The following is a 20,559-nucleotide window of genomic DNA, read 5'->3' on the forward strand; positions in this document are numbered from 1 at the left end:
GACCCAGTGCGAGCCCCGGACCCAGTGCGAGCCCCGGACCCAGTGCGAGCCCCGGACCCAGTGCGAGCCCCGGACCCAGTGCGAGCCCCGGACCCAGTGCGAGCCCCGGACCCACCGAGATCTCGGCTCCGGCAGCGTTCGCGGCCGCGTGAGCCGTGGCTTTCCCCACCCCGCCCCTTCCCGAAAGAGGGGGCTGCGCCCCCTCACCCCCACCGGGGCTCCGCCCCGGACCCCGCTCCTCAAACGCCGGAGGGGCTGAATCACCGCGGATACCGTCCCCGCAGCGTCGTCCATACCGGTGGCAGCGACCCGGCCGCCGCCGTCACGACGACCACCGAGACGATCACGGCGGCCTGCGCCGGCGGCAGATACGGCAGCGTGCCCGCCATGGCCACGCTGAAGGCCAGCAGCGGTACGGACGCCACGACCGCCCCCACCACCAGCCCGGTCACCACCGTGGCCGCCGCCTCCAGGCGCAGCATCCGGCGCAGTTGGCGGCGGCCCGCGCCCGCCAGCCGTAGCAGCCGCAGCTCGGGGCGGCGTCCGGTGGCGATGAGCGCGAGGGTGCTCAGGACGGCGATCACCGTGAAGCCGCCGACCGCCCCGACCACCGCCACCGATACCACCTCGGCCAGCGCCTGCTCCGCCGCCTCGCCCCGCACCGGCGCCGGGTCCCGCTCCACGCGGGCCCCGGGCACCGCCCGCGCCAGCGCCTTCGTGACCGCCTTACGGTCGGCATCGGGCGCGGTCGCGACCAGGACCCGGCCCGCGGCGGGCAGGGACGTGTGGCGCAGCAGATCCTCGCGGGAGAGAAGGAAGTCCCCGAGCGCGAGCGAGCGTTGGTACGTCGCCACGACCCGCAGCCGGGTCTCCTGACCGTCGCCGAACCGCAGGGTCACCGTGGAGCCGGGCCGTGCGCCCAGGGAGTCCGCCCGGTCGGCGCCGACGGCGACCGTGCCGGGCCGCAGCCGGGCGAGGTCCCCGTCCCGCACGCCCGGATCGAGGGTCTGGGTCAGCCGCTCCGGGGTGACGCCGAAGACCGGCAGCCGCTCCAGTGCGGGCGCACCGAGTTGGCTCCGCGCGAGCAGCACCGTGCCGGGGACGACCTCGGTCGCCGCCCGTACCCCCGGGACCGCGCGGATCCGCTCCTCCGCACCGGCCGGGAGCCCGCCGTCCGTGCGCACCGCGAGATCGGCGCGCAGCACCTGGCGGGCCTGGGCGTCCCCCGCGTGGGTCATGGTCGCGCCCCCGGCGAGCTGGACCCCGGCGAACGCGGTGACCAGCACGATCGGGGTGATCGCCGCGCCCAACCGGTGGGCGGACGCGGCGCAGTTGGCGGCGGCGAGGCGGCCGCCGGGGCCGAACATCCGCAGCGGAGCGCCGAGCAGCCGCATCGCCCCCTCGGCGATCCACCGTCCGAGCACGGCGCAGGCGATCACCATCGTCACCGCCGCCCCACCGGCCGCGGCCGCCGCGGTCGCGCCCTGCTGGAGGGCGGCCGTCCCGGCCGAACTCGCGCCCACGAACAGCAGCACCAAGCCCGTGATGCGGCGCGCACTGCCGGGTGCCCGCTCCCGCAGCGCCTCCGCCGGACGCATCTTGGCGGTCCCGGAGCAGCCGATGAGCGCCGCGATCCCGGCCACCAGGACGGTGACGGCGGCGGTGACCAGGGGGACGGGCCACAGCAGCGGGGGAAGCGTCAGCTCGAGTCCGGCGGGCAGCGCGCCCCGAGCGTCCAGCAGCGCCCGCAGCCCCAGGTACGCGGGGACCGCCCCGGCCGCGCCCGCCAGCGCCGCCCAGGCCGCGACCTGCCCCACCTCCCGGCCCACGGCACCGCGCAGCTGTCCCGGTGTGGCGCCGACCGCCCGCAACAGGCCCAGCTCATGCGAGCGTTGCCGCAGCGCCTGGACGATGGTCGACGAGACCACGAGCAGCGCCACCAGGACGACGGCACCGGCCACGGAGCCGAGCGCTGCCAGCAGCTCGCCGCGGGCGGGCGCGGCGGCCAGGAACTCGGCCTCTCCCCGCTCGCCCCCGGTCAGGACGCGCACGGCGGCCGGGTCGCCGTCCGCGCGGTGCCCGACGTCGGTGACACCGGCCGCCTCCAGGGCCTTCCGCACCCGCCCGGCCAGCTCCCCCGGGTCCGTGCCGGGTTCGGCGACGACCCCGACGGCGTCCAGCGCCTCCGGGTGGCCGGCCAGGCGGCGGGCCTCGGCGCCGGTGAACCAGACGGCGGTGCCGGGCCCTTCGGCGACGCCCACGACGGTGTACGCCGTGTCGCGGCCGTCCACGCGTAGCGTCAGCCGCGCCCCGGCGCGGCCCGCGCCGCCGCCCGTCACGACCTCGTCCGCGCGCTGCGGGGCGCGCCCCGTCCGTAGCGCGTAGGGCGCCAACTGGGCGGCCTCCCAGGGCCGTCCGGTGGCGGACCGGCCCGCGCGGCCCACCGGGAATTCCACGTCGGCGACGGCCGTCCGCACCCCGGGCACCGCGCGCACCGCGGTCAGCGCCGTACGGGTGATCCGGACCCGCTCGGTGAGTCCGGCGCTCACGGTCTCGCGGTCGCCCAGCGACGCCGCGCTGAAGCGGGTGGTCTGGTCGCCGGCCACGACGAGATCGGCTCCGGCGTACCGCTCCACCCGTGGATGCGCGCTCCAGGCGGAGGCGAGGGCCAGCCCGAAGGCGCCGAGCAGCAGGGAGGTGAGGGTGAGCGCGGCGAAGACGGCGGTCCACGCCTTACGGTGGGCACGGGTGGCGCGTGCGGCCAGCAGGGCGGCGACCTTCATGCCGTCCGCCCTCCCAGCTCCTTGAGGACGCGGCGGATGTCGGCCGCCTCCGGCCGCTCCTGCCGCCAGACCAGCTTCCCCCGCATCAGGAACAGCGCCTCGTCGGCCCAGGCGGCGGCGAACGGGTCGTGGGTGACCATGACGACCGTATGGCCCTCACGGTCGACGGCCTGCCGCAGCAGCGTCAGCACTTCCTCGGCGGCGGCGGGGTCGAGCGCCCCCGTCGGCTCGTCGGCGAAGACGATGTCGGGCGTGGTCACCAGCGCGCGGGCGATCGCCACCCGTTGGCACTGCCCGCCGGACAGCTCGGACGGCACGGCGCTGCCCCGGTCCGCCAGCCCGACCGCCGCGAGTGCCCGCAGATGCCGGTCGCCGGGGCTCTCGCCGCCGAGCATCAGCGGCAGGGCGACGTTCTCCGCGACGCTCAGCGACGGCACCAGGTGGTGCGCCTGGAAGACGAAGCCGATCCGCTCCCGCCGCAGCCGGGTCAGCGCCGCCTCGTTCAGCGAGGACAGTTGGGTGCCGCCGATGCGCACCGTGCCCGCCGTCGGCCGGTCGAGCCCGGCGGCGCACTGCAGCAACGTCGACTTCCCGCACCCCGAGGGGCCCATCACCGCGAGGAACCGTCCGCGCGGCACCGTCAGATGGATGGGGTGCAGCGCCACGAGACCCGGCCGGTACTCCCGGGTGACCCCGTCCAGGGCCAGCGCGTGGTGCCAGGTCCCCGTCTGCTCCGCGGTGACCGTCGTACGGCCGCGCCACTGCCTCTTCATCGGTCCGCCCCTCTGTCGGCTCCGGGCGGATCGAACGGGTCCGCCGGTCACCGAGAACGCTAGAAACGGGCGCGGACGCGCGGGAGAGAGCACAGTCCCGTACCGGCAGGTGGTACGGCCCCCACCCCGGGGTGGAGCAGGCTCCACCATCGCCTGATCTTCCCGGTCCGCGAGCGACTCCCTGGGCGCGCCGCCGTGGTGAACCCCGCCGGGGACAAGATCCTGGACATCCCCACAGGACCGGCATATGAGACAGAAGACAACAGAGAGGCATCAGCCGCCCATGAATGTCAGCGCCCGCATCGAGGCCGTCTACGCGCAGATCGTGCACCGCAACCCCGGGGAGTCCGAGTTCCACCAGGCGGCGCGCGAGGTGCTGCCGACCCTCGCCCCCGTGCTCGGCGCGCATCCGGAGTATCTGGACGCCCGGATCGTGGAGCGGCTGTGCGAACCCGAGCGGCAGCTCGTCTTCCGGGTGCCCTGGGTGGACGACGACGGCGAAGTGCAGGTCAACCGGGGCTTCCGGGTGGAGTTCAACAGCGCGCTGGGCCCCTACAAGGGCGGCCTGCGCTTCCACCCCAGCGTCGATCTGGGCATCGTGAAGTTCCTCGGCTTCGAGCAGATCTTCAAGAACGCGCTGACCGGCCTGGCCATCGGCGGCGGCAAGGGCGGCGCGGACTTCGACCCCAAAGGCCGCTCGGACGGCGAGGTCATGCGGTTCTGCCAGTCCTTCATGACGGAGCTGTACCGCCACCTCGGCGAGCACACCGATGTGCCGGCCGGGGACATCGGAGTGGGCGCCCGTGAGATCGGCTACCTCTTCGGCCAGTACAAGCGGATCACCAACCGCTTCGAGGCCGGTGTGCTGACCGGCAAGCCCGTCGGCTGGGGCGGTTCACCCGCCCGTACCGAGGCCACGGGGTACGGCACCGTCCACTTCGTCCAGGAGATGCTGCGCACCCGTAAGAAGGATCTCGACGGCCTTACGGTCGTCGTCTCCGGGTCCGGCAATGTGGCCCTCTACGCCATCGAGAAGGTCCACGCGCTCGGCGGGCGGGTGGTGGCCTGCTCCGACTCCACCGGCCATGTGGTCGACCCGGACGGGATCGACCTCGCCCTGCTCAAGGAGGTCAAGGAGGTACGGCGGGAGCGGATCGCCGCCTATGCGGCCGCCAAGCCGGGCGCCGTCTTCTCCGGCCGCGGTTCGGTCTTCGAGGTGCCCTGCGAGGTCGCCCTGCCCTGCGCGACCCAGAACGAGCTGACCGAGCAGAGCGCGATCGCCCTGGTCAAGAACGGCGTGCTGGCCGTGGCCGAGGGCGCCAACATGCCCTGCACCCCGGCGGCGATCGAGATCTTCCGGGAGGCCGATGTGCTCTTCGGCCCCGGTAAGGCCGCCAACGCGGGCGGTGTGGCCACCTCCGCCCTGGAGATGCAGCAGAACGCGTCCCGCGAGCGCTGGACCTTCGCCCAGGCCGAGGCCCGCCTCGAGGCCGTCATGACCGAGGTCCACACCCTGTGCCGCACCACCGCCGACCGCTACGACTGCTCTCCCGACGACTACGCCCTGGGCGCGAACGCCGCGGGTTTCGTGCGGGTGGCGGAGGCGATGGCCGCCCAGGGCGTCGTCTGAGCCGGTCGCGCCCTGCGGCGCGGCCCACCTCGACGGCACGGCTCACCTCGACGGCATACGGCTGCTCACGCCGACGACGACGCCGACGGCATGTCGGCCGCCGCGCGCACCGCGCCCAGCACCGGCTTGCGGAGCAGCAGCAGCGCCGCGTCGTCGTGGAGCCGCCCGCCCACATGGGTCAGGAGTTCGTCGTGGAGCGAGGCGAGCGTGCGGGACGGCTCGTCGCAGACGTGCCGCGGTACCCGTTCCAGCAGCGGGAAGTACTCCCGGCCGCGGTCCCTCGCCTCGATGACCCCGTCGGTGTAGAGCAGCAGCTGGTCCCCGCCCGCGAACGGCACGACTTGAAGGCTCGGCAGATCGCCGCCCAGGGAGGCCAGACCGAGCGGCGGGGCCGGGCGGGTGGGCTCGACGGCGATGACCCCGGACTCGCCGACCAGCAGTGGCGGGGCGTGTCCGCAGTTGACGAGCTCCATCCGGCCGTCGCTGGGGTATCCGGCGACCACGGCGGTGACGAAGTCGTCGGGCGCCAGGTTGCGGGACAGGCTGCGCTCGATCCGGGCGACGACATCGAGCAAGTCGGGTTCGTCGTAGGCCGCCTCGCGGAAGACACCGAGCACCAGCGCGGCGGTGCTCACCGCGGGCAGCCCCTTGCCGCGCACATCGCCGACGATCAGCCGGACCCCGTACGGCGTGGGCAGCAGGGCATAGAGATCGCCGCCCACCCGTGCCTCCGCGGCAGCGGCGCTGTAGCGGACGGCCACCTGAAACTGGCCGACCCGGGCGGGCACCGGTTTGAGCAGGGCGTTCTGGGCGGCCTCGGCGACCGAGCGGACGTCGGCGAGCACTCGCTCACGGCGTCTGCGCAGGGCGCTGGCCCCGCAGCTCGCCAGGGCCACGGCGGCGGGCGTGGCCAGCAGGATCGCCTGGGTGCGCACCGGCTCCCCGCCCTGGGTGCCCAGGAACGCGCCCACCGCCACGGCGAGCAGCCCGATGCGTATGACCCCGTACGGTCCGCACTGGGCGGCGGCGAGCGCCGGGCCGACGGCGAGCAGGGGCAGCCAGGCCAGCCCCTCCGAGGTGACGAGGGCCAGCAGGGCCACCCCACAAATGATGACGACGGGGACCGCGGGGGCGAAGTGCCGACGGCCGACGAGCTGGTCAGGGTCGGATGGGCGGAGTCGGGCCGGGAACATGACCTGCTTCGCTGCTCTCTTCCACTGGGGACAAGTGATACCGGAGATGTCCGTTTCATCCAGAGAAACAGCGATTCCATAGGTTCGGCAAGGGCCGCGTTTTCAGATAGTGAGCGAGAGGTGCCTGCTCACCCGGTTCGCCGTCGGGACCAGGTGGGTCCGGAACAGCTCACGGTGCGGATCCAGCCTCGCCAGCTGGGCCAGCCGGTCCACCGGCAGCGAGATCCCGAGCGAGCCGAGCCGGTCCCCGCAGGTGACCGGCACCGCGAAGCAGACCGTGCCCAAGGCGTACTCCTCCAGGTCCGCGACCAGCGGACTGCCGGTCGGGGAGTCCAGCCGGCGCAGCAGATCGTCGGAGCGGGTGACGGTGCGCGGGGTGAGATCGACGAGCGGATGGCGGGACAGATACTCATAGCGGGCGTCGTCGTCCAGCTCGCGCAGTACGCATTTGCCCAGCGCGGTGGCGTGCCCGGCGTCCTCGCATCCCACCCACAGATCGACCCGGGGCGCCTGGGGGCCGTCGACGATCTCCACGATCCGGATCTCACCCTCGTTGTAGAAGGTGAGGTAGGCGGCGGCGGAAAGCTCGTCGCGCAGCGCGGTCAGGGTGGGCCGGACCCGGGCGAGCAGCGCCTGTTCACGGCTTCCGGACTCCAAGGTGCGCAGCTTGTCGCCGATCACGAAACCGCCGTCGTCCAGCCGGTGCACATAGCCGTCGTGGACCAGCGTCCGCAGCAGGTGGTACGTGGTCGCCAGTGGCAGCCCGGTCTCCCGTGCGAGCCGCTTGGCCGGCGCACCGCCCTCGTGCGCGCCCACCGCCTCCATCAACCGGAAGGCCCGCTGTACCGATGTGATCAGCGTAGGCGCCGCGTGAACACCCATACATCCAGCTTGCTCCTGGTATGACCGGATGAGCAAGATCTGAGAGATCGGACTCGCGTGAGGGCGCCGACCGGTGCGGTCGGCGCCCTAACGGACGGATGGAACCGGCGCGGTCGGCCGGGGAAGAGCCGGCCGCGCGGTGTGGTCAGCCGGGGGAGATCCGGCCGCGCCAGGCGCCTTCCGCCTCGCCACGCCGCTCGATGAAGTCCTTGAACCTCCGCAGGTCTCCCTTCACCCGCCGGTCGAGTGTCCCGGTCATGTCCGCGGCCTTCTCCGCCATCCCGCTCGGCTGGAAGACCAGGGCCAGATTGACCCGGGTGTGACGCTCGTCGAGGGGCTCGAAGGTCACCAGGCCCTGCTGCCGCACATCACCGGAGGTGGTGCGCCATGCGATGCGCTCGTCGGGAAGCTGATCCACGATCTCGGTGTCGAACTCCCGGTGCACACCGGCGATGGAAGTCGCCCAGTGGTTGTGGCGTTCGTCCACCTGGGTGACCTGGTCCACACCTTCCATGAACCTCGGGAACTCGGTGAACTGCGTCCACTGGTTGTAGGCGGTGTGGAGCGGAACCCCAACCTCGACGGACTCCCGCACGGTGCTCATCGGTGACTCCTTTCGATGTGGTCGTGTCGCTCACCACGGCGGGTTTCCGAGAGCGCTGGGCCAAAACATGCGCCCGGACGATCGGCCCGACGACAGGAACAGAGGCGGAGGCAGAGGCAGAGCCGCGGACAGCCGCGGACAGCCGCGGACAGCCGCGGACAGCCGCGGATCAGCGCAGCGGATGCAGCGGGGCCAGTTCGGCCGGGGAGGTGCCGGTCGCGATGGCGTCGGCGAGCAGCCGTCCGCTGAGCGGGCCGAGGGCCACGCCCCACATGCCGTGGCCGCCGTTGACGTAGACGCGCGGGGAGGCGGTCGGGCCGACCAGCGGCAGTCCGTCGGGAGTGCACGGGCGGGCGCCGACCCAGGTGTCCGTACGGGCGTCCCAGTCGATACCGCGCAGCAGCGGACGGGCCGCCTCGATGATCGCCTGGATCCGGCGCGGGTCCACCGGCCGTTCCACGGGCGCCAGTTCCATCATCCCGGCGACCCGCACCCGACCCTCGCCCAGCGGGGTGCAGACGACCTTCTGCGCGGCCAGATACGTGGGACGGGTGGGGGCGCCCTCGGCCGGCACGCTGAAGCTGTAGCCGCGTCCGGCCTGGACCGGCACCCGGACCCCGAACGGCCGGACCAGCCCGTCCAGCCAGGCGCCGGTGGCCACGACGGCGACATCCGCGCGGAGTTGGCCCCGGGAGGTGGTGACGGCCACGCCTCGCCCCAGGTCCCGGATTCCGGACACCTCCGTCCGCTCCAGGATCTCGCCGCCGCGCTCGCGCACCGCGTCGGCCAGCGCGCGGACGAAGTTCCCCGGGTTCAGATAGCGCTGGCCGTGGAGTTCGACGGCCGCGCCGATGCCGTCGCCGAGCGTGGGCTCCAGCTCGCGGGCCCGGTCCCCGTCGATGTGCTCGTACGCGATCGCGAAACCGGCGGCGCGGGCCTGCTCCAGCTCCTCGACCATCGCGGCGCGCTCGGCCGCGGTGCGGAAGGCGAGCAGACAGGGTTCGGCGGGCCGGGTCGGCTCGGCGACGCCGTCCGCCGCGAGGGCGTCGTAGGCGTCCAGCGCATGGCGGTTCAGCGTGGCGAAGGTGGCGGCCAGGACCCGCCAGCGGCGCGGGGTGCAGTTCCGGGTGAAGGAGAGCAGGAAGCGGGCGAGCCGGGGATCGGGCCGGGGCGGTATGTAGACGGGCGACTCGGGGGAGACCAGGCTGCGCAGCCCGTAGCGAAGCGCGGCCGGTTCGGGCAGCGGCAGCGTCAGGGCCGGGGACAGCCAGCCGGCGTTCCCCCAGGACGCCCCGGCCGCGGGGTGACGCCGCTCCACGACGGTGACCTCGACGCCGTGGTTCCGCAGCGACCAGGCGGTGGCGAGGCCGACCATGCCCGCGCCGATGACGATGGCGCTGCGGGGTGGGCGGGATGGACCGGTGGCACGGGACGGGCCGGTGGCAGAGGGCACGGATGTGCTCCTTCCCATGGGTGAGACGCCATCATCGGCGGGCGGGGCCGAGCACCGCACTGTCCAGGGGGCCGACAGCGCATGGCCCGGCCTTGTTGCCCGGGACAAACGCCGCCGGCCCGAGGCCCCGAGCCGGTCTACAGCCGCGGTCTACAGCCGGCGCAGCCCACGCAGCCGCAGCCTCAGCCGGACGTCGAACGCGGTGCCGGGATCGCCCAGATCGAGCCCGGTGATCTCCTGCGCCCGCCGCAGCCGGTAGCGGAGGGTGTTGGGGTGGACATGCAGCTCGCGGGCGGCCCGCCGGGCGTCCTCACCGACCGCCAGATAGCGGTCGAGGCTGGTCAGCAGCTCGGTGCCGCGCCTGCGGTCGTAGTCCTCCAGCACCGCGAGCGCGCCCAGCGGATCGTGGCCCGCCTCGTCGGCCAGGTCCACGGTCCGCATGAGCAGGGTGTCCAGCTGGACGTCGCGGATATGGGCGGTCCGTTCCGCGGGGCCGAGCCGGGCGAGCAGCCGCAGGACCAGGTCGGCGTCGGCGCGTGAGCGGCCGAGCCGCTCCGCCCCGGGGACGGTGCGGCCCACCCCGGCCACCATCCCACGCGGCTCCCCCACGGCCCGCAGCAGCAGCTGTTCGTCGCCCGCCGGCACCACGGCATAGCCCACACCGTCGACCTCCGCGCTCAGGGCGCCGGGGAGCAGCGCGGAGAGCCGGCCGTCGAGTTCGGCGAGGGCGCGGCGCAGCGGACCGCCGTACGGGCCTTCAGAGCCTTCGGTGCCTTGGGGGTCTTGGGCGCACGGCAGCGGGCGCAGGGCGACGACGGCGAGCGGCCCCGGGCCCAGCGGGAGTTCCCGGGCCGCCTCGACGGCCTCGTCCCCGCCGCCGAGCAGCGCCCTTACGGCGGCCGTCCGCCGTACGGCCGTGGCCATCCGCCGTTCGGCCTGCCGGACGAGCAGGGGCGCGATCAGCCCGACCGACTCCTCCAGGGCCGCGCGCTGCTCCCGGGTCGGCGAGGAGTGCACGATCGCCCAAATGGAGCCGATGGCCAGATCGCCGACCCGTATCGGCATGATCGCGCGCGGCAGGATCCCGGCCCCGCGCAGATCCGCGTAGAACGGACCGGAGGAGTCCGCCAGCCGCTCGTCCAGATGCTCGGTGCGCAGCAGGGCGCGGTACCGGTCGGGCACCCGGCGGCAGAGGATCGTGGCGACGCGGGCCTCGTCCGAGTTCTCCTGGCCGGGGGAATAGGTGATCAGCTCGGACGCGTCGTCCTCGATGGTGACCGGGCCGCCGGCCAGCCCGGCTGTCCTGGTGGCCAGCGAGAGCAGGCCGTCCGGGGAGTCGTCGTACATGGCTCCTCCGCTCATCGGCGCCGCGGTCGCGGGTGCGACTACCCGGACTCGTTCACTCTGATGCTCGAAGGTGCCGAATATCCAGAGATGGGGGTCGAATATCCAGAGATGTGCGGGCGGTATCGCGTGTTTTTCGCCTGCCGACCCGCCAACCCGCCGCTCCGCCCGCCGACCCCGCTACCGCCCCGGGAACCTGATCACCCGATCCCGGCCGGGCGCCGCCGCCAGTGCCCGGTGGCCCGCTCGAAGGCATGGCCGACCTGGAGCACCGTGAAGTCCGCCCGGTGCGGCCCGACGATCTGCACCCCGACCGGAAGCCCACCGGGGGTGAACCCGGCCGGTACGGACAGGGCCGGACTGCCGGTCGAGCTGATCAGATACGCCGAGCGCATCCAGTCCAGATAATCGTCCATGGCCACCCCGGCGACCTCGGTCGGATACTCGAGGCCGACGTCGAACGGCACCACCTGGCTGACCGGGAGCAGCAGCACGTCATAGCGGTCGAAGAACTCCCGGACGCGGTGGTAGAGGGTGGTGTGCAGCACCTCGGCACGGGCGACGTCCGGCCCGGTCAGCTTGCGCCCCGCCGCGGTGTTCTCCCGGATGGACCGCTTCAGTCCGTCGGGGTGGCGGTCCATCAGCGCGCCGAAGGCGACCTCGAACATGGAGGCGCGCAGCGTCCGGAACACCTCCTCGGCCTCGGTCAGATCCGGGCACGCCCGCTCCACGACGCAGCCCAGGTCGGTGAAGACCTCCACCGCCGAGGTGACCGCCGCGGCCACCTCGGGCTCGACCGGCACCAGCCCCCCGAGATCCGGCGACCAGGCCACCCGCAGCCCCGTCAGATCGCGGTCCAGGGGGCGGGCGAAGCGGGCGCCGGGCTCCTCCAGGGCGATCGGCGACCGCGGATCGGGTCCGGCCACGGCGGACAGCAGCAGGGCGGTGTCGGCCACGGTGCGGGCCATCGGCCCCTTGACGCCGAGGGTGCTCCAGGCGGTCGCCGCGGGCCAGACGGGGACACGTCCGGGCGACGGGCGCAGGCCCACGACATTGCAGAACGAGGCGGGGTTGCGCAGCGAGCCGCCGGTATCGCTGCCGTCCGCGATCGGGATCATGCCGGAGGCCAGCGCGGCCGCCGCGCCCCCGCTGCTGCCGCCCGCGCTACGGCCCAGGTCGTAGGGGTTGTGGGTGGCGCCGAAAATCGGGTTGAAGGTGTGCGAACCGGCCGCGAACTCCGGCACGTTGGTCTTGCCGATGGTGATTGCCCCGGCGGCCCGGATCCGTTCGATCATCAGATCGTCCCGGTCGGGTACGCCGTCGGCGAGCGGTGAGCCATGGCTGGTGCGGATGCCCGCGGTGTTGTGGGTGTCCTTGTGGGCGATGGGCAGCCCGTGCAGCGGCCCGAGCTCCTCACCCGCGACGATCCGCTCATCGGCCTCCTCGGCTGCCTCGCGGGCCCGGTCCGCGACGAGGGTGACGATCGCGTTGACGTCGGGGTTGACCCGTTCGATACGGGCCAGATGGGCCTCGAGCAGCTCGCGCGCGGACAGCTCGCGGGTGCGCAGCAGGCGGCTGAGGTCCAGCGCGCTCCTGAAGCAGAGGTCGTCATCCGTCGTCACAGTCGCTCGCCTTCCTGTTCCTGGGTGGTCATCGCCGCGCGGATCGTCCCGGCGCCGGGCTCGGGGTCCCGCTCCGGCGGGCCGGTGTCGGGGGCGGAATCCATGGTTCGGGAAGCGGCCGGGCGAGGGAAGAGCATCGTCACGACGACCGCCACCAGCAGATTGACCGCCAGTGCGACCAGGCCCCCGTTCACGTGGCGGGTCTCCACCTCGGCCAGGGTCAGCCAGGTCACCACCGCCTCGCCGATCACCAGACCCGCCACCGCCCCCCGAGTGGTCAGCAGCCGCCGTCGGCCGATCGCCGCCAGCAGCCCCGGCACGATCTGGATGAAGCCGCTGACCGTGAGCAGTTGAAGGTCGGCCAGCAGTCCCGGCCGCAGAATGCCGAGGGTGAGGGCGAGCCCGACGGCCACGACGACGACGCTGTGGTTGACCGCCATCCGGGACGACTCCCGGCGGGCCGGCAGCAGATTCCTCGCCACCAGCGTCGAGATCCCGACGCACATCGCCCCGGCCGGCACCATCGCGGACGCCGCCGCGGCCACCACGACCAGCCCGGTGGCCCAGCCCGGCAGGGCGCCCTGGGCAAGGGTGAGCAAAATGCCGTCCCCGCCCTCGCCGGGCCGCGCCACCAGCATCCCGGTGAACCCGATGGTGATCGGGATCATCAGCGCGATCTGGTAAAGCGGCATGAAGACGTTGTTGGCGCGGATGGCCCTCGGCCCGCCCGCTGCCATCAGCGGCGGCCAGTGGTGCGGGGTGGCCATCAGCCCGCCCGCGAGCGCCGAGGTCAGCACGCTGGTCGTCCACCACAGCCGATCGCGCTCCCCGCCGTGCACGGTCAGCATCTGCGGCTGCGCCGCGTGTACCTGCCGGAACACCTCACCGAGACCGCCGGTGTAGTGCAGCGGGACGACGACGGCCAGGACGAGCATGACGCCGATGGTCAGCACGTCCTTGAAGTACGCGCTGTTCTTCAGCCCCCGGATGCCCGACCACAGCACGAACGCCGCCGTCAGCACGGACGCCAGCACCATGCTGAGCCGACCGGACGCGGTACTGCCGGTGACCAGCCCGACGACCATGCCGAGCCCGGTGATCTGGAGCTGGAGGTACGGGATCAGGAAGACCAGACCGATGACGGCGACGACCCTGCCGTACAGCGGACTTCCGTACCGCTGGGTGAAGTAGTCGGCCTGGGTCAGATAGCCGTGCTCCGCGCCCAGCCGCCACAGCCGGGGCTGGATGAAGTAGAGCAGAAGGAAGGCGAGGGCCAGATAGACCATCGCGTACGTGGCCGCGTTGCCGCCCGAGTAGGCGACCCCGGCGACGCCGAGGAAGCTGAAGGTGGTGAACACCTCCCCGGCCTGGAGGAACCACATCGCGAGGGGGCCGAAGTTCCGCTGTCCCACCGCCCACTCGGCGAGATCGGTGGTGCGGCCGCTGCGGCCGAGGAAACCGCAGAGGGCGAGGGCGCACATGCCCAGCAGGGAGACCGCGAGGACGACGTTCACCGGTGCTCACCGCCCCGCTCGCGGTGGCGTCGCAGCCCCCATTCGACGGCGGCGAGCGCGGGGGTGAGCGCGAGTGTCCAGGCGCAGATCCAGACGTACAGCGACGGCATACCGAACCAGAGCCGCTCGGCGTTGACGAACGGCAGCCACACCGAGCCGAGGAGGGCCAGGGCGGGGATCGCGGGCAGCAGCACGAGCCCGTCGCGCCACGTTCTTCCGGCGGCGGGGGCACGGCCGGGGCCTGGGCTTCCGGGGTCTTCAGCTGCGGCCGACACAGGACCTCCAGGGCACGAGGGGACTGCGCGGCATTCAACAGGCCGTCCGGCGCGCCGGGCTTCGTGCCGGGACGCCAACAAGCGGTCCCCCGCCTTGTCCCGGCGAACAAGGCGGGGGACGGAGACGGGGGACGAGGCGGGGTGACCGGCCCGGGGTTCTCCCCGGCGGTGCGGACCGTAAGGACGTAACGGCGGACCGTACGGACCTTAAGGACGTTACGAACGGGCTCCGGCGGGCACCGGAATCCGCGCGGCCGAGGTGCCGAGTCCGGTGGGCCCGTGCCACGGGGCCGCCGGCCGCGCCCCCGATCCGGCACCGGACCCCACCGGCCGCCGGTGCGCGCGGAGCAACTCCGCCTCCCGGTACCGCGGGACCTCCCGGTGCCAGTTCATGATCCCGGTCATCCAGTGGCGCAGCTCCCGCACATAGCCGTCCATCGACTTCCGGGCCTCCGGCGCCAGGCCGAAGTCGTCGTAGAGCACGGGGAACTCATGCTCCGCGACATGCTGGAACTGCCGCATCCGGGACGTCATCAGATCGTTCACGACGGCGACCCCGGTCCGATAGTCGCAGTCGAAGAAGTTCTGGACGACGAGGACGCCGTTGTGGATCTCGCCCTCGAACTCGATCTCCTTCTGGTACGAGAAGACATCGTTCAGCAGCGTCGCGTAGTCCATGGCGGCGTTCTCCAGCGACCGGACCGGGCCGCTGCGGTAGATCTCGGGCGGCACCCGCCGTCCACGCGCCAGCCGGCACAGGCTCATGGTGAGGTCGGAGCCGAAGGTGTGCCGGCGCATCTCGATGTAGTCGACCGGGTCGGGGATCCGGTTCTTGGTCTGGTTGGCCAGCTCCCACAGCCAGCTTGCCGTCATGTCCTCGATGGACTGCCGGAGATCGCGGCGCGCCGAGTCCTCCATCGGGCCCGCCGTACGGCCCCACAGATCGGCCAGCGATCGCTCCAGCGCGGTCGCCGGGGCCGGGGTGGGGCCCATGTCGAGCGGCATGAACTCCCCGAGCCGGGCGTTACACGCCCAGGCTCCGGCCAGGTCGTGGGTGCGGCCGAAGACCGCCGGGTAGTAGTCGTCCGCGTAGGTGCCCCAGGCCAGCCAGCCCGACGCCACGTCGAGTTCGTCCAGGGAGCCGTCCGGGTGGATGCCCGCCGCGCACAGCGGGAGATCGGCGGCGAGCAGCCGCTCCTCGTCCCAGACCTGCGAACCGGGGACGCCGGGCTGCGGTTCGAGGATGCCCATCCGGTGTGCCCAGTCGGTCAGATGGCGGCGGGCGGTGGGCAGATGCGCATTGAGCCGGAGGGCGAACGGCATGAAGAAATCCGGCAGCAGGGACGGCCCGGTCTTCTGGAACGGGACATGGCTGAACGTACGCGCCCTGGCCGCCTCCGCCCGGCCGGTGGTCAGCGGCAGGCTCGCCGCGGAGACGCCGAGGCCACTGAGCGCGAAGGGGGACCACGCCGGGGCCTTGGCCACCTGGCCGGTGCCGCCCGCCTCGTGACCGGTGCCGCCCGCCTCGTCGGCGCCGTGAGCGCCGTCCGCGCCGCCTGCTACGTCCGCGCCATGTGCCCCGTTCATATAGCGGCTGGAGCGCATATGCCACTCATGGCCGCCGGACTGCCAGTCCTGGAGCCCCTTGACGTAGGCGAGGACGCCCGCGCAGGCCGCCGGGTCCAGGCCGTGCTCGGCGAAGAGCGGGCCGAGCTCGGTGAGCGTGGTGTCCTCGAACTGCCGCAGCCGTGAGGTGAGCAGCTCGTTGACGGAGTCGGCGGCCTCCTGGGTGGTGCAGCACAGGAACGTCTCCAGGACCAGGACGCCGTTGCTGAGCTCGCCCTCGTCCTCGATCTCCCGCTGGTAGGAGAACAGGTCGTTGCGCAGATGCACCGCGTCCGCGAAGGCGTCCCGCAGCACCCGCATCGGCCGCGATCCGGCGATCACCGTCGGCACCTCGGCCCCCACCGCATGCTCGACCAGCCCGGCCGACCAGGGCGCGCCGCCGACCTTACGGCGCATCTCGATGTACTCGACCGGATTGGGGACCCGGTGGATGTTGATGTTCGAGAGCTCCCAGAGCGATTCGTTGAGCAGATTCTCGGTGCTCTCCCGGAACCGGGCCCGCCAGCCCGACGACATCGAGGGCACCGTGCGCGCCCATAGATCCGCGAGCCCCGCCTCGACCGGGTTGGTGGGCTCGGGGGTTGCGGCGGCCGGGTCCATCGGCATGAAGGCGGGCAGCCGGTCGAGATACGCCTTACCGGCCTCACGGTCCTGGGAGCGCTTGAACGTCTCCAGGAAGTGGTCGTCGAAGAAGAAGACCCACACATACCAGTCCGTGATCAGCGAGAGCTCCGCGCCGGAACAGTCGGGGTGGGTGTACGCGCACAGCAGGGCGTAGTCGTGGGCGTCGAGATCCTCCTGCTCCCAGATCCCCGAGCCCTCGAGCATTCCCATCGCGCGGGCCCACTGGGTGGAGTGCTCCCGTGCCTCCTGGGCATGGGGGTTCAGCCGGGCCGGGTACGGCATGTAGAAGTCGGGGAGTTGAAAGGGCTGTGTCACTGCTGGGCCGACACCTCTCCGTGCGACGGTGGCCCGTAGCCGTCCGGCTACGGACCGGGGTCGGCTACGGGCTACCCATGCCACTCCCGGCCTATCCGAAAGCCCCATTAGTCACACGAATGCGCTGCCGGGAGCGGTACCCTGCACCGCTCACCGCGCCGTGGCGAGGGCCGTCGGCCGGTTCACCACGGGGCGCGGTGAGCGCGCCCAGCGGGAGGCGGACGCCGCGCCCAGCGGGAGGCGGACGCCGCGCCCAGCGGGAGGCGGACGCCGCGCCTAGCGGGAGGCGGACGCCGTCGCCGTCCGGGCCGTTTCGGTGCTGCCGGGCCGGTCAGTGGCGGCCCCGCCGCCGGACCGCGCGGTCGGCCGGAAGGCCCATTCCATCCGCGGCTCCATCGCGAACCGGAACATCCGCTGGACGGGCGGTGTGCACAGGGCGGTCACCACGGCCACCGCCACCGCCGTCACCGCGACCTCCCCCAGCGGCCGGTGCAGCCACGGGTGGTCGTACCAGTCCCAGAAGCGGGAGCCCTTGGCGAGGAAGCCGTGCAGCAGATAGCCGTACAGCGTCCCGGCGCCGAGCACCGTGAACCACATCCGGCGCCGGGGCACCCAGGCGAGGAAGCACACGGTGAGCACCATGGAGCAGCCGAAGAGGGCGAACGTCATCACCGGCCCGGCCCACCACGGCGCACCGAGCTCCTGCGCGCTGTCCCGGCGGTAGAACCACGCCGGGTTCATCCGCGGCACGGCCCAGTAGGCGAAGACCACCGCGGCAGCGGCCACCGGCACGGACAGCCGTCTGACCTCGCGTCGCCGCAGCATCCGGAAGTGCTCCGGCCGCAGGTGCAGCCCCAGCACGAAGAAGGGCAGGAACTGCAGCACCCGCTGCAGATCGAGGTCGTCACCGATATTCGGTGAACAGGTGGCGAGCGCGGCCACGGTGAGAGCCAGCGCCACCGGCCACCGCGCGATCCGCCACAGCGGCGTGGTCAGCCGCCAGATGAAGAGCGCGATCAGGAACCAGGTCAGGTACCAGGGGTCGAGCGGGGTGATCGGATAGGACGGATCGTCGTCCGCCCACCGCTTGAAGAGGGTGTACGCGACCTCGAAGAGGGTGTACGGGACGGCGACCCCCGTGATCAGGCGCTTGAGCCGGTCCGGCCGGAAATCGAAACTCCGCGAGAAGTAGCCGGAGATGAGCACGAACGCCGGCATATGGAACGTGTAGACGGTCATATAGAGCGCGGATGCCGCTCTGCTGCCGCCCCGCAGGGGCTCCCACGCGTGTCCCATCGCGACCAGCACGATCGCCAGGTACTTGGCGTTGTCGAAAAACGCGTCACGTTGTTTCGGCGCGGGGGACGGGGCCGGTACCGCCTCGGGGGGCGGGGTCGCCGGTGCCCGCCGCGCCAGCAGTAAGGACGAGACGTTCATCACATACGGCCTCCCGGGGAACCTGCGGGGGAAATCCCGCCTCTTTCCAGGTTTCGGTGGAGGGTTGCGGAGTGGAACATTCCACGCACCATAGTGGCGCCCGCCGCGCCTCGCCCGAAAAGGCTCAGCTCTCGCGTACGACGGTTTACGCCCAGCCCAGCACATCCTTCACCTCCTCAACTTGGGAACTTCTTTACCCCTCCGGGAAGTTCACAGAGCGATGAAGAGGGCCGATCCGCCCGGCCTCGACCGACCCAGCCTGCTAACTTCTACACAACTGTAGATGCTAACGACCCTCTGGAGTGTGAGTGGCCATGGCCCTGTGGGACCGCATCAAGGAATCCGCCCAGACGATGCAGACTCAGCTCGTCGAGAAGAAGAACGACTTGAAGAGCGGTGCGTTCCGCGACGCGAGCATGGCGATGTGTGCCCTGGTGGCGGCGGCGGACGGCTCGGTCGAGCCGTCCGAGCGGCAGCGCGTCGCCCAGCTGATCGCCACCAATGACGTGCTGCAGAACTTCCCGGCCGAGGATCTGCAGCGGCGCTTCAACGACTACCTCAACAAGCTCACCACCGACTTCGACTTCGGCAAGGTGAGCGTGATGCAGGAGGTCGCCAAGGCCAAGAAGAAGCCCGCCGAGGCGCGCGCCGTGATCCAGATCGGCATCGTCATCGGTGGCGCCGACGGCAACTTCGACAAGACCGAGCAGGCCATGGTCCGCGAGGCGTGCTACGCCCTGGAACTCCCGCCGGCCGAGTTCGACCTGTAAGGCGGCCCCGCACGCCGTGAGCCGCACGTCGTTGGCGACAAGCCGTAAGTCCTACAGCGGCGTCGCGGCGTGCAGGACGAGGACCAGGGCGACCGCCGCGTTCGCCGACGACAGGGCGGACGCGGCCGTGCCCACCGCCGCGATCCACAGGGCCAGCCCCGCCGCCGTCCACGTCGGCGGCCAGTGCCGGGACGGCGGCACCGGCCCCAGCAGCGCCGCGACCCGCCGCGGCACCGGCCCCGGCGCGGCGAACCCGGCGAGCGCCGGTCCCGGCGCGCCCTGGGAGACCAGGGCGGCCTTGCCGACCGCCCGCGCCGTGACCCGGCGGTCGCCGACCTCCCGGGCCGCCTCCTCGTCCGCCCAGCGCTCGGCGCAGTAGTCCACCGCGGTCCGCAGCGGCCGCAGCAGCGGGTTGGCCCGCGCCGCGAGCTGTGCGGCCAGCAGATAGCGGTGGTGGTGCGCGGTCAGATGGGCGCGCTCATGCGCGATCAGGGCCCGCCGCTCGCGGGGGCTGAGGCTGTCCAGCATCCCGGTGGAGACCACGATCCGGCCCGGCCGCCCCGTCCGCCCGGAGGTCCCGGGCAGCGCGTACGCGTACGCCTTGTCGTCGGGCAGCACCGCGACCGGTGACTCCGGCAGCCCGGCGAGCGCGAGCCGGGCGTCCCGCCGCACCCGCACATGGCGCAGACAGGTGGCCGTACAGGACACCGCCACCGCCACCAGCGCGCCGATCGCCGCCTTTCCGGCCACCGCGTCCCAGGGCACCGCCGCCCGCACTTCGGGGTCCGACCAGCTGTCCGGCAGCGGATTGCCCGGCAGTTGTGCCGTGCCGACGACCATCAGCAGCCCCAGGCACAGCGTGGAGCACACCGTAAGAACGGTGCCGACGAGCGTCAGCAGCCGGGTGGCGGTGCGCGGGTGGAGATGCTGTTCGGCGAGCCGGGCGATCGGCAGCGCCGTCAAGGGCAGAACCAGCGGGAGGAAGACGAAGACACCCATCGGTCAGTCCTCCGGCTCCTCCGCCACGTCGCTCAGCAGGTCGCGCAGCAGCCGCTCGTCGTCCTGGGTCAGCCCGGTCACAAAGCTGGCCAGAACCGCCTCGCGGTCGTCCTGGCCGTCCAGCACCCGGCGCATCCGCAGTGCCGCGAGACCCGCCTCGTCCGACGCCGCCCGCCAGACGAAGGAGCGGCCCGCCCGTTCGCGGGTCACGGCCTGCTTGGCGTGCAGCCGGGACAGGATGGTCATGACCGTGGTGTAGGCGAGCTCGCCCTCGATCCGCTCCTGCACCCATGCGGCGGTCACCGGCCCCGGCGCCCGGCGCAACGCCGCGAGCACCTGCGCCTCCAGTTCGCCCTGGCCACGCCGACGGGGGCGGCGGGGCCAGCCGGGCCCGCCGGTCCGGTCGTGGTCCGTCACACCGTCTCCTTCCACACCGCACGCGCTCGGCGCGTGGCGCTACATGGTAGCGAGCGACGGGCCGCCGCCCTCCTCTTCCCCGGAGCGCGGTCGGGCCGTCGCCGCCCCTTCCCCCGGGCCCCGGTCGTGCGTTCGCCCCTTTGGCCGGGCTGTACGCGCGGCCCCGGGCCGCCTCGCCGATGCTGAGCAGGGGGACGATCCCGACGTGGGAAGGCAGGGCCCCTGATGAGGCTTGTCGGCGCGCTGATGGCGCTGCGGCGCCAGGGGCGAAACGTGATCACGGGCGCCTCGCCGGCCG

The 20,559-nt window shown here is 72.8% G+C and carries 16 protein-coding genes; 2 read left to right on the top strand and 14 right to left on the bottom strand.

The window, feature by feature from the left end; genetic code table 11:
* Nucleotides 1-260: 260 nt before the first annotated feature.
* On the bottom strand, nucleotides 261-2,783 hold the full coding sequence (locus ACFYOY_RS04395; protein ID WP_388584735.1) for an FtsX-like permease family protein: 2,523 nt from the start codon (nucleotides 2,781-2,783) through the stop codon (nucleotides 261-263).
* On the bottom strand, nucleotides 2,780-3,556 hold the full coding sequence (locus ACFYOY_RS04400) for an ABC transporter ATP-binding protein (RefSeq protein ID WP_351882190.1): 777 nt from the start codon (nucleotides 3,554-3,556) through the stop codon (nucleotides 2,780-2,782). Before ACFYOY_RS04400 ends, ACFYOY_RS04395 begins: the two co-directional genes overlap by 4 nt.
* A gap of 283 nt (nucleotides 3,557-3,839) precedes the next feature.
* On the opposite strand from ACFYOY_RS04400, the gene gdhA reads away from it, so the two are divergent.
* Nucleotides 3,840-5,186 carry an NADP-specific glutamate dehydrogenase gene (gene gdhA, locus ACFYOY_RS04405; RefSeq protein ID WP_388584737.1) on the top strand — a complete coding sequence of 449 codons (1,347 nt, stop codon included), beginning with the start codon at nucleotides 3,840-3,842 and terminating at the stop codon, nucleotides 5,184-5,186.
* A 65-nt stretch (nucleotides 5,187-5,251) separates the two neighbouring features.
* Here the strand turns inward: gdhA and ACFYOY_RS04410 are convergent, their stop codons facing one another.
* The 10 genes from ACFYOY_RS04410 to ACFYOY_RS04455 form a co-directional block, all read right to left on the bottom strand.
* Complete coding sequence (locus tag ACFYOY_RS04410) at nucleotides 5,252-6,379, bottom strand: PP2C family protein-serine/threonine phosphatase (RefSeq protein ID WP_388584739.1); 1,128 nt, start codon at nucleotides 6,377-6,379, stop codon at nucleotides 5,252-5,254.
* A 102-nt stretch (nucleotides 6,380-6,481) separates the two neighbouring features.
* On the bottom strand, nucleotides 6,482-7,261 hold the full coding sequence (locus tag ACFYOY_RS04415) for an IclR family transcriptional regulator (protein WP_388584742.1): 780 nt from the start codon (nucleotides 7,259-7,261) through the stop codon (nucleotides 6,482-6,484).
* Nucleotides 7,262-7,406: 145 nt separating this feature from the next.
* The gene (locus tag ACFYOY_RS04420; protein ID WP_059148209.1) at nucleotides 7,407-7,865 is read right to left on the bottom strand and encodes an SRPBCC family protein; all 459 of its coding nucleotides are present in this window, start codon (nucleotides 7,863-7,865) and stop codon (nucleotides 7,407-7,409) included.
* A gap of 169 nt (nucleotides 7,866-8,034) precedes the next feature.
* Nucleotides 8,035-9,318: an NAD(P)/FAD-dependent oxidoreductase gene (locus tag ACFYOY_RS04425; protein ID WP_388584745.1), complete on the bottom strand. Its 1,284-nt coding sequence runs from the start codon at nucleotides 9,316-9,318 to the stop codon at nucleotides 8,035-8,037.
* 150 nt (nucleotides 9,319-9,468) lie between these two features.
* Nucleotides 9,469-10,665, bottom strand: a complete 1,197-nt coding sequence (locus tag ACFYOY_RS04430) for a helix-turn-helix domain-containing protein (protein WP_351882201.1) — start codon at nucleotides 10,663-10,665, stop codon at nucleotides 9,469-9,471.
* Between the two features lie 197 nt (nucleotides 10,666-10,862).
* Nucleotides 10,863-12,284 carry an amidase gene (locus ACFYOY_RS04435; protein ID WP_351882203.1) on the bottom strand — a complete coding sequence of 474 codons (1,422 nt, stop codon included), beginning with the start codon at nucleotides 12,282-12,284 and terminating at the stop codon, nucleotides 10,863-10,865.
* Entirely contained in the window at nucleotides 12,281-13,798 is a 1,518-nt protein-coding gene (locus tag ACFYOY_RS04440; RefSeq protein ID WP_388584749.1) for a sodium:solute symporter, read from the bottom strand. The genes ACFYOY_RS04435 and ACFYOY_RS04440 overlap by 4 nt, the downstream gene beginning before the upstream one ends.
* On the bottom strand, nucleotides 13,795-14,073 hold the full coding sequence (locus ACFYOY_RS04445) for a hypothetical protein (RefSeq protein WP_351882207.1): 279 nt from the start codon (nucleotides 14,071-14,073) through the stop codon (nucleotides 13,795-13,797). The genes ACFYOY_RS04440 and ACFYOY_RS04445 overlap by 4 nt, the downstream gene beginning before the upstream one ends.
* A 216-nt stretch (nucleotides 14,074-14,289) precedes the next feature.
* The gene (locus ACFYOY_RS04450; protein ID WP_351882209.1) at nucleotides 14,290-16,638 is read right to left on the bottom strand and encodes a terpene synthase family protein; all 2,349 of its coding nucleotides are present in this window, start codon (nucleotides 16,636-16,638) and stop codon (nucleotides 14,290-14,292) included.
* A 276-nt stretch (nucleotides 16,639-16,914) separates the two neighbouring features.
* Nucleotides 16,915-18,075 (bottom strand): acyltransferase family protein, encoded by a 1,161-nt coding sequence (locus ACFYOY_RS04455; RefSeq protein ID WP_388584752.1) that lies wholly within the window; start codon nucleotides 18,073-18,075, stop codon nucleotides 16,915-16,917.
* Nucleotides 18,076-18,389: 314 nt separating this feature from the next.
* Here ACFYOY_RS04455 and ACFYOY_RS04460 point away from each other — a divergent pair, with 314 nt between their 5' ends.
* Nucleotides 18,390-18,845: a TerB family tellurite resistance protein gene (locus ACFYOY_RS04460; protein WP_351882276.1), complete on the top strand. Its 456-nt coding sequence runs from the start codon at nucleotides 18,390-18,392 to the stop codon at nucleotides 18,843-18,845.
* Nucleotides 18,846-18,896: 51 nt separating this feature from the next.
* On the opposite strand, the gene ACFYOY_RS04465 is transcribed toward ACFYOY_RS04460, so the two are convergent.
* Both ACFYOY_RS04465 and ACFYOY_RS04470 read right to left on the bottom strand, forming a co-directional pair.
* Entirely contained in the window at nucleotides 18,897-19,844 is a 948-nt protein-coding gene (locus ACFYOY_RS04465; RefSeq protein WP_351882213.1) for a M56 family metallopeptidase, read from the bottom strand.
* Nucleotides 19,845-19,847: 3 nt separating this feature from the next.
* On the bottom strand, nucleotides 19,848-20,261 hold the full coding sequence (locus tag ACFYOY_RS04470) for a BlaI/MecI/CopY family transcriptional regulator (RefSeq protein WP_014061822.1): 414 nt from the start codon (nucleotides 20,259-20,261) through the stop codon (nucleotides 19,848-19,850).
* Nucleotides 20,262-20,559 lie beyond the last annotated feature (298 nt).

The organism is Streptomyces sp. NPDC007875 (genome assembly GCF_042868035.1).
In the GTDB taxonomy this organism is placed as follows: domain Bacteria; phylum Actinomycetota; class Actinomycetes; order Streptomycetales; family Streptomycetaceae; genus Streptomyces; species Streptomyces antimycoticus.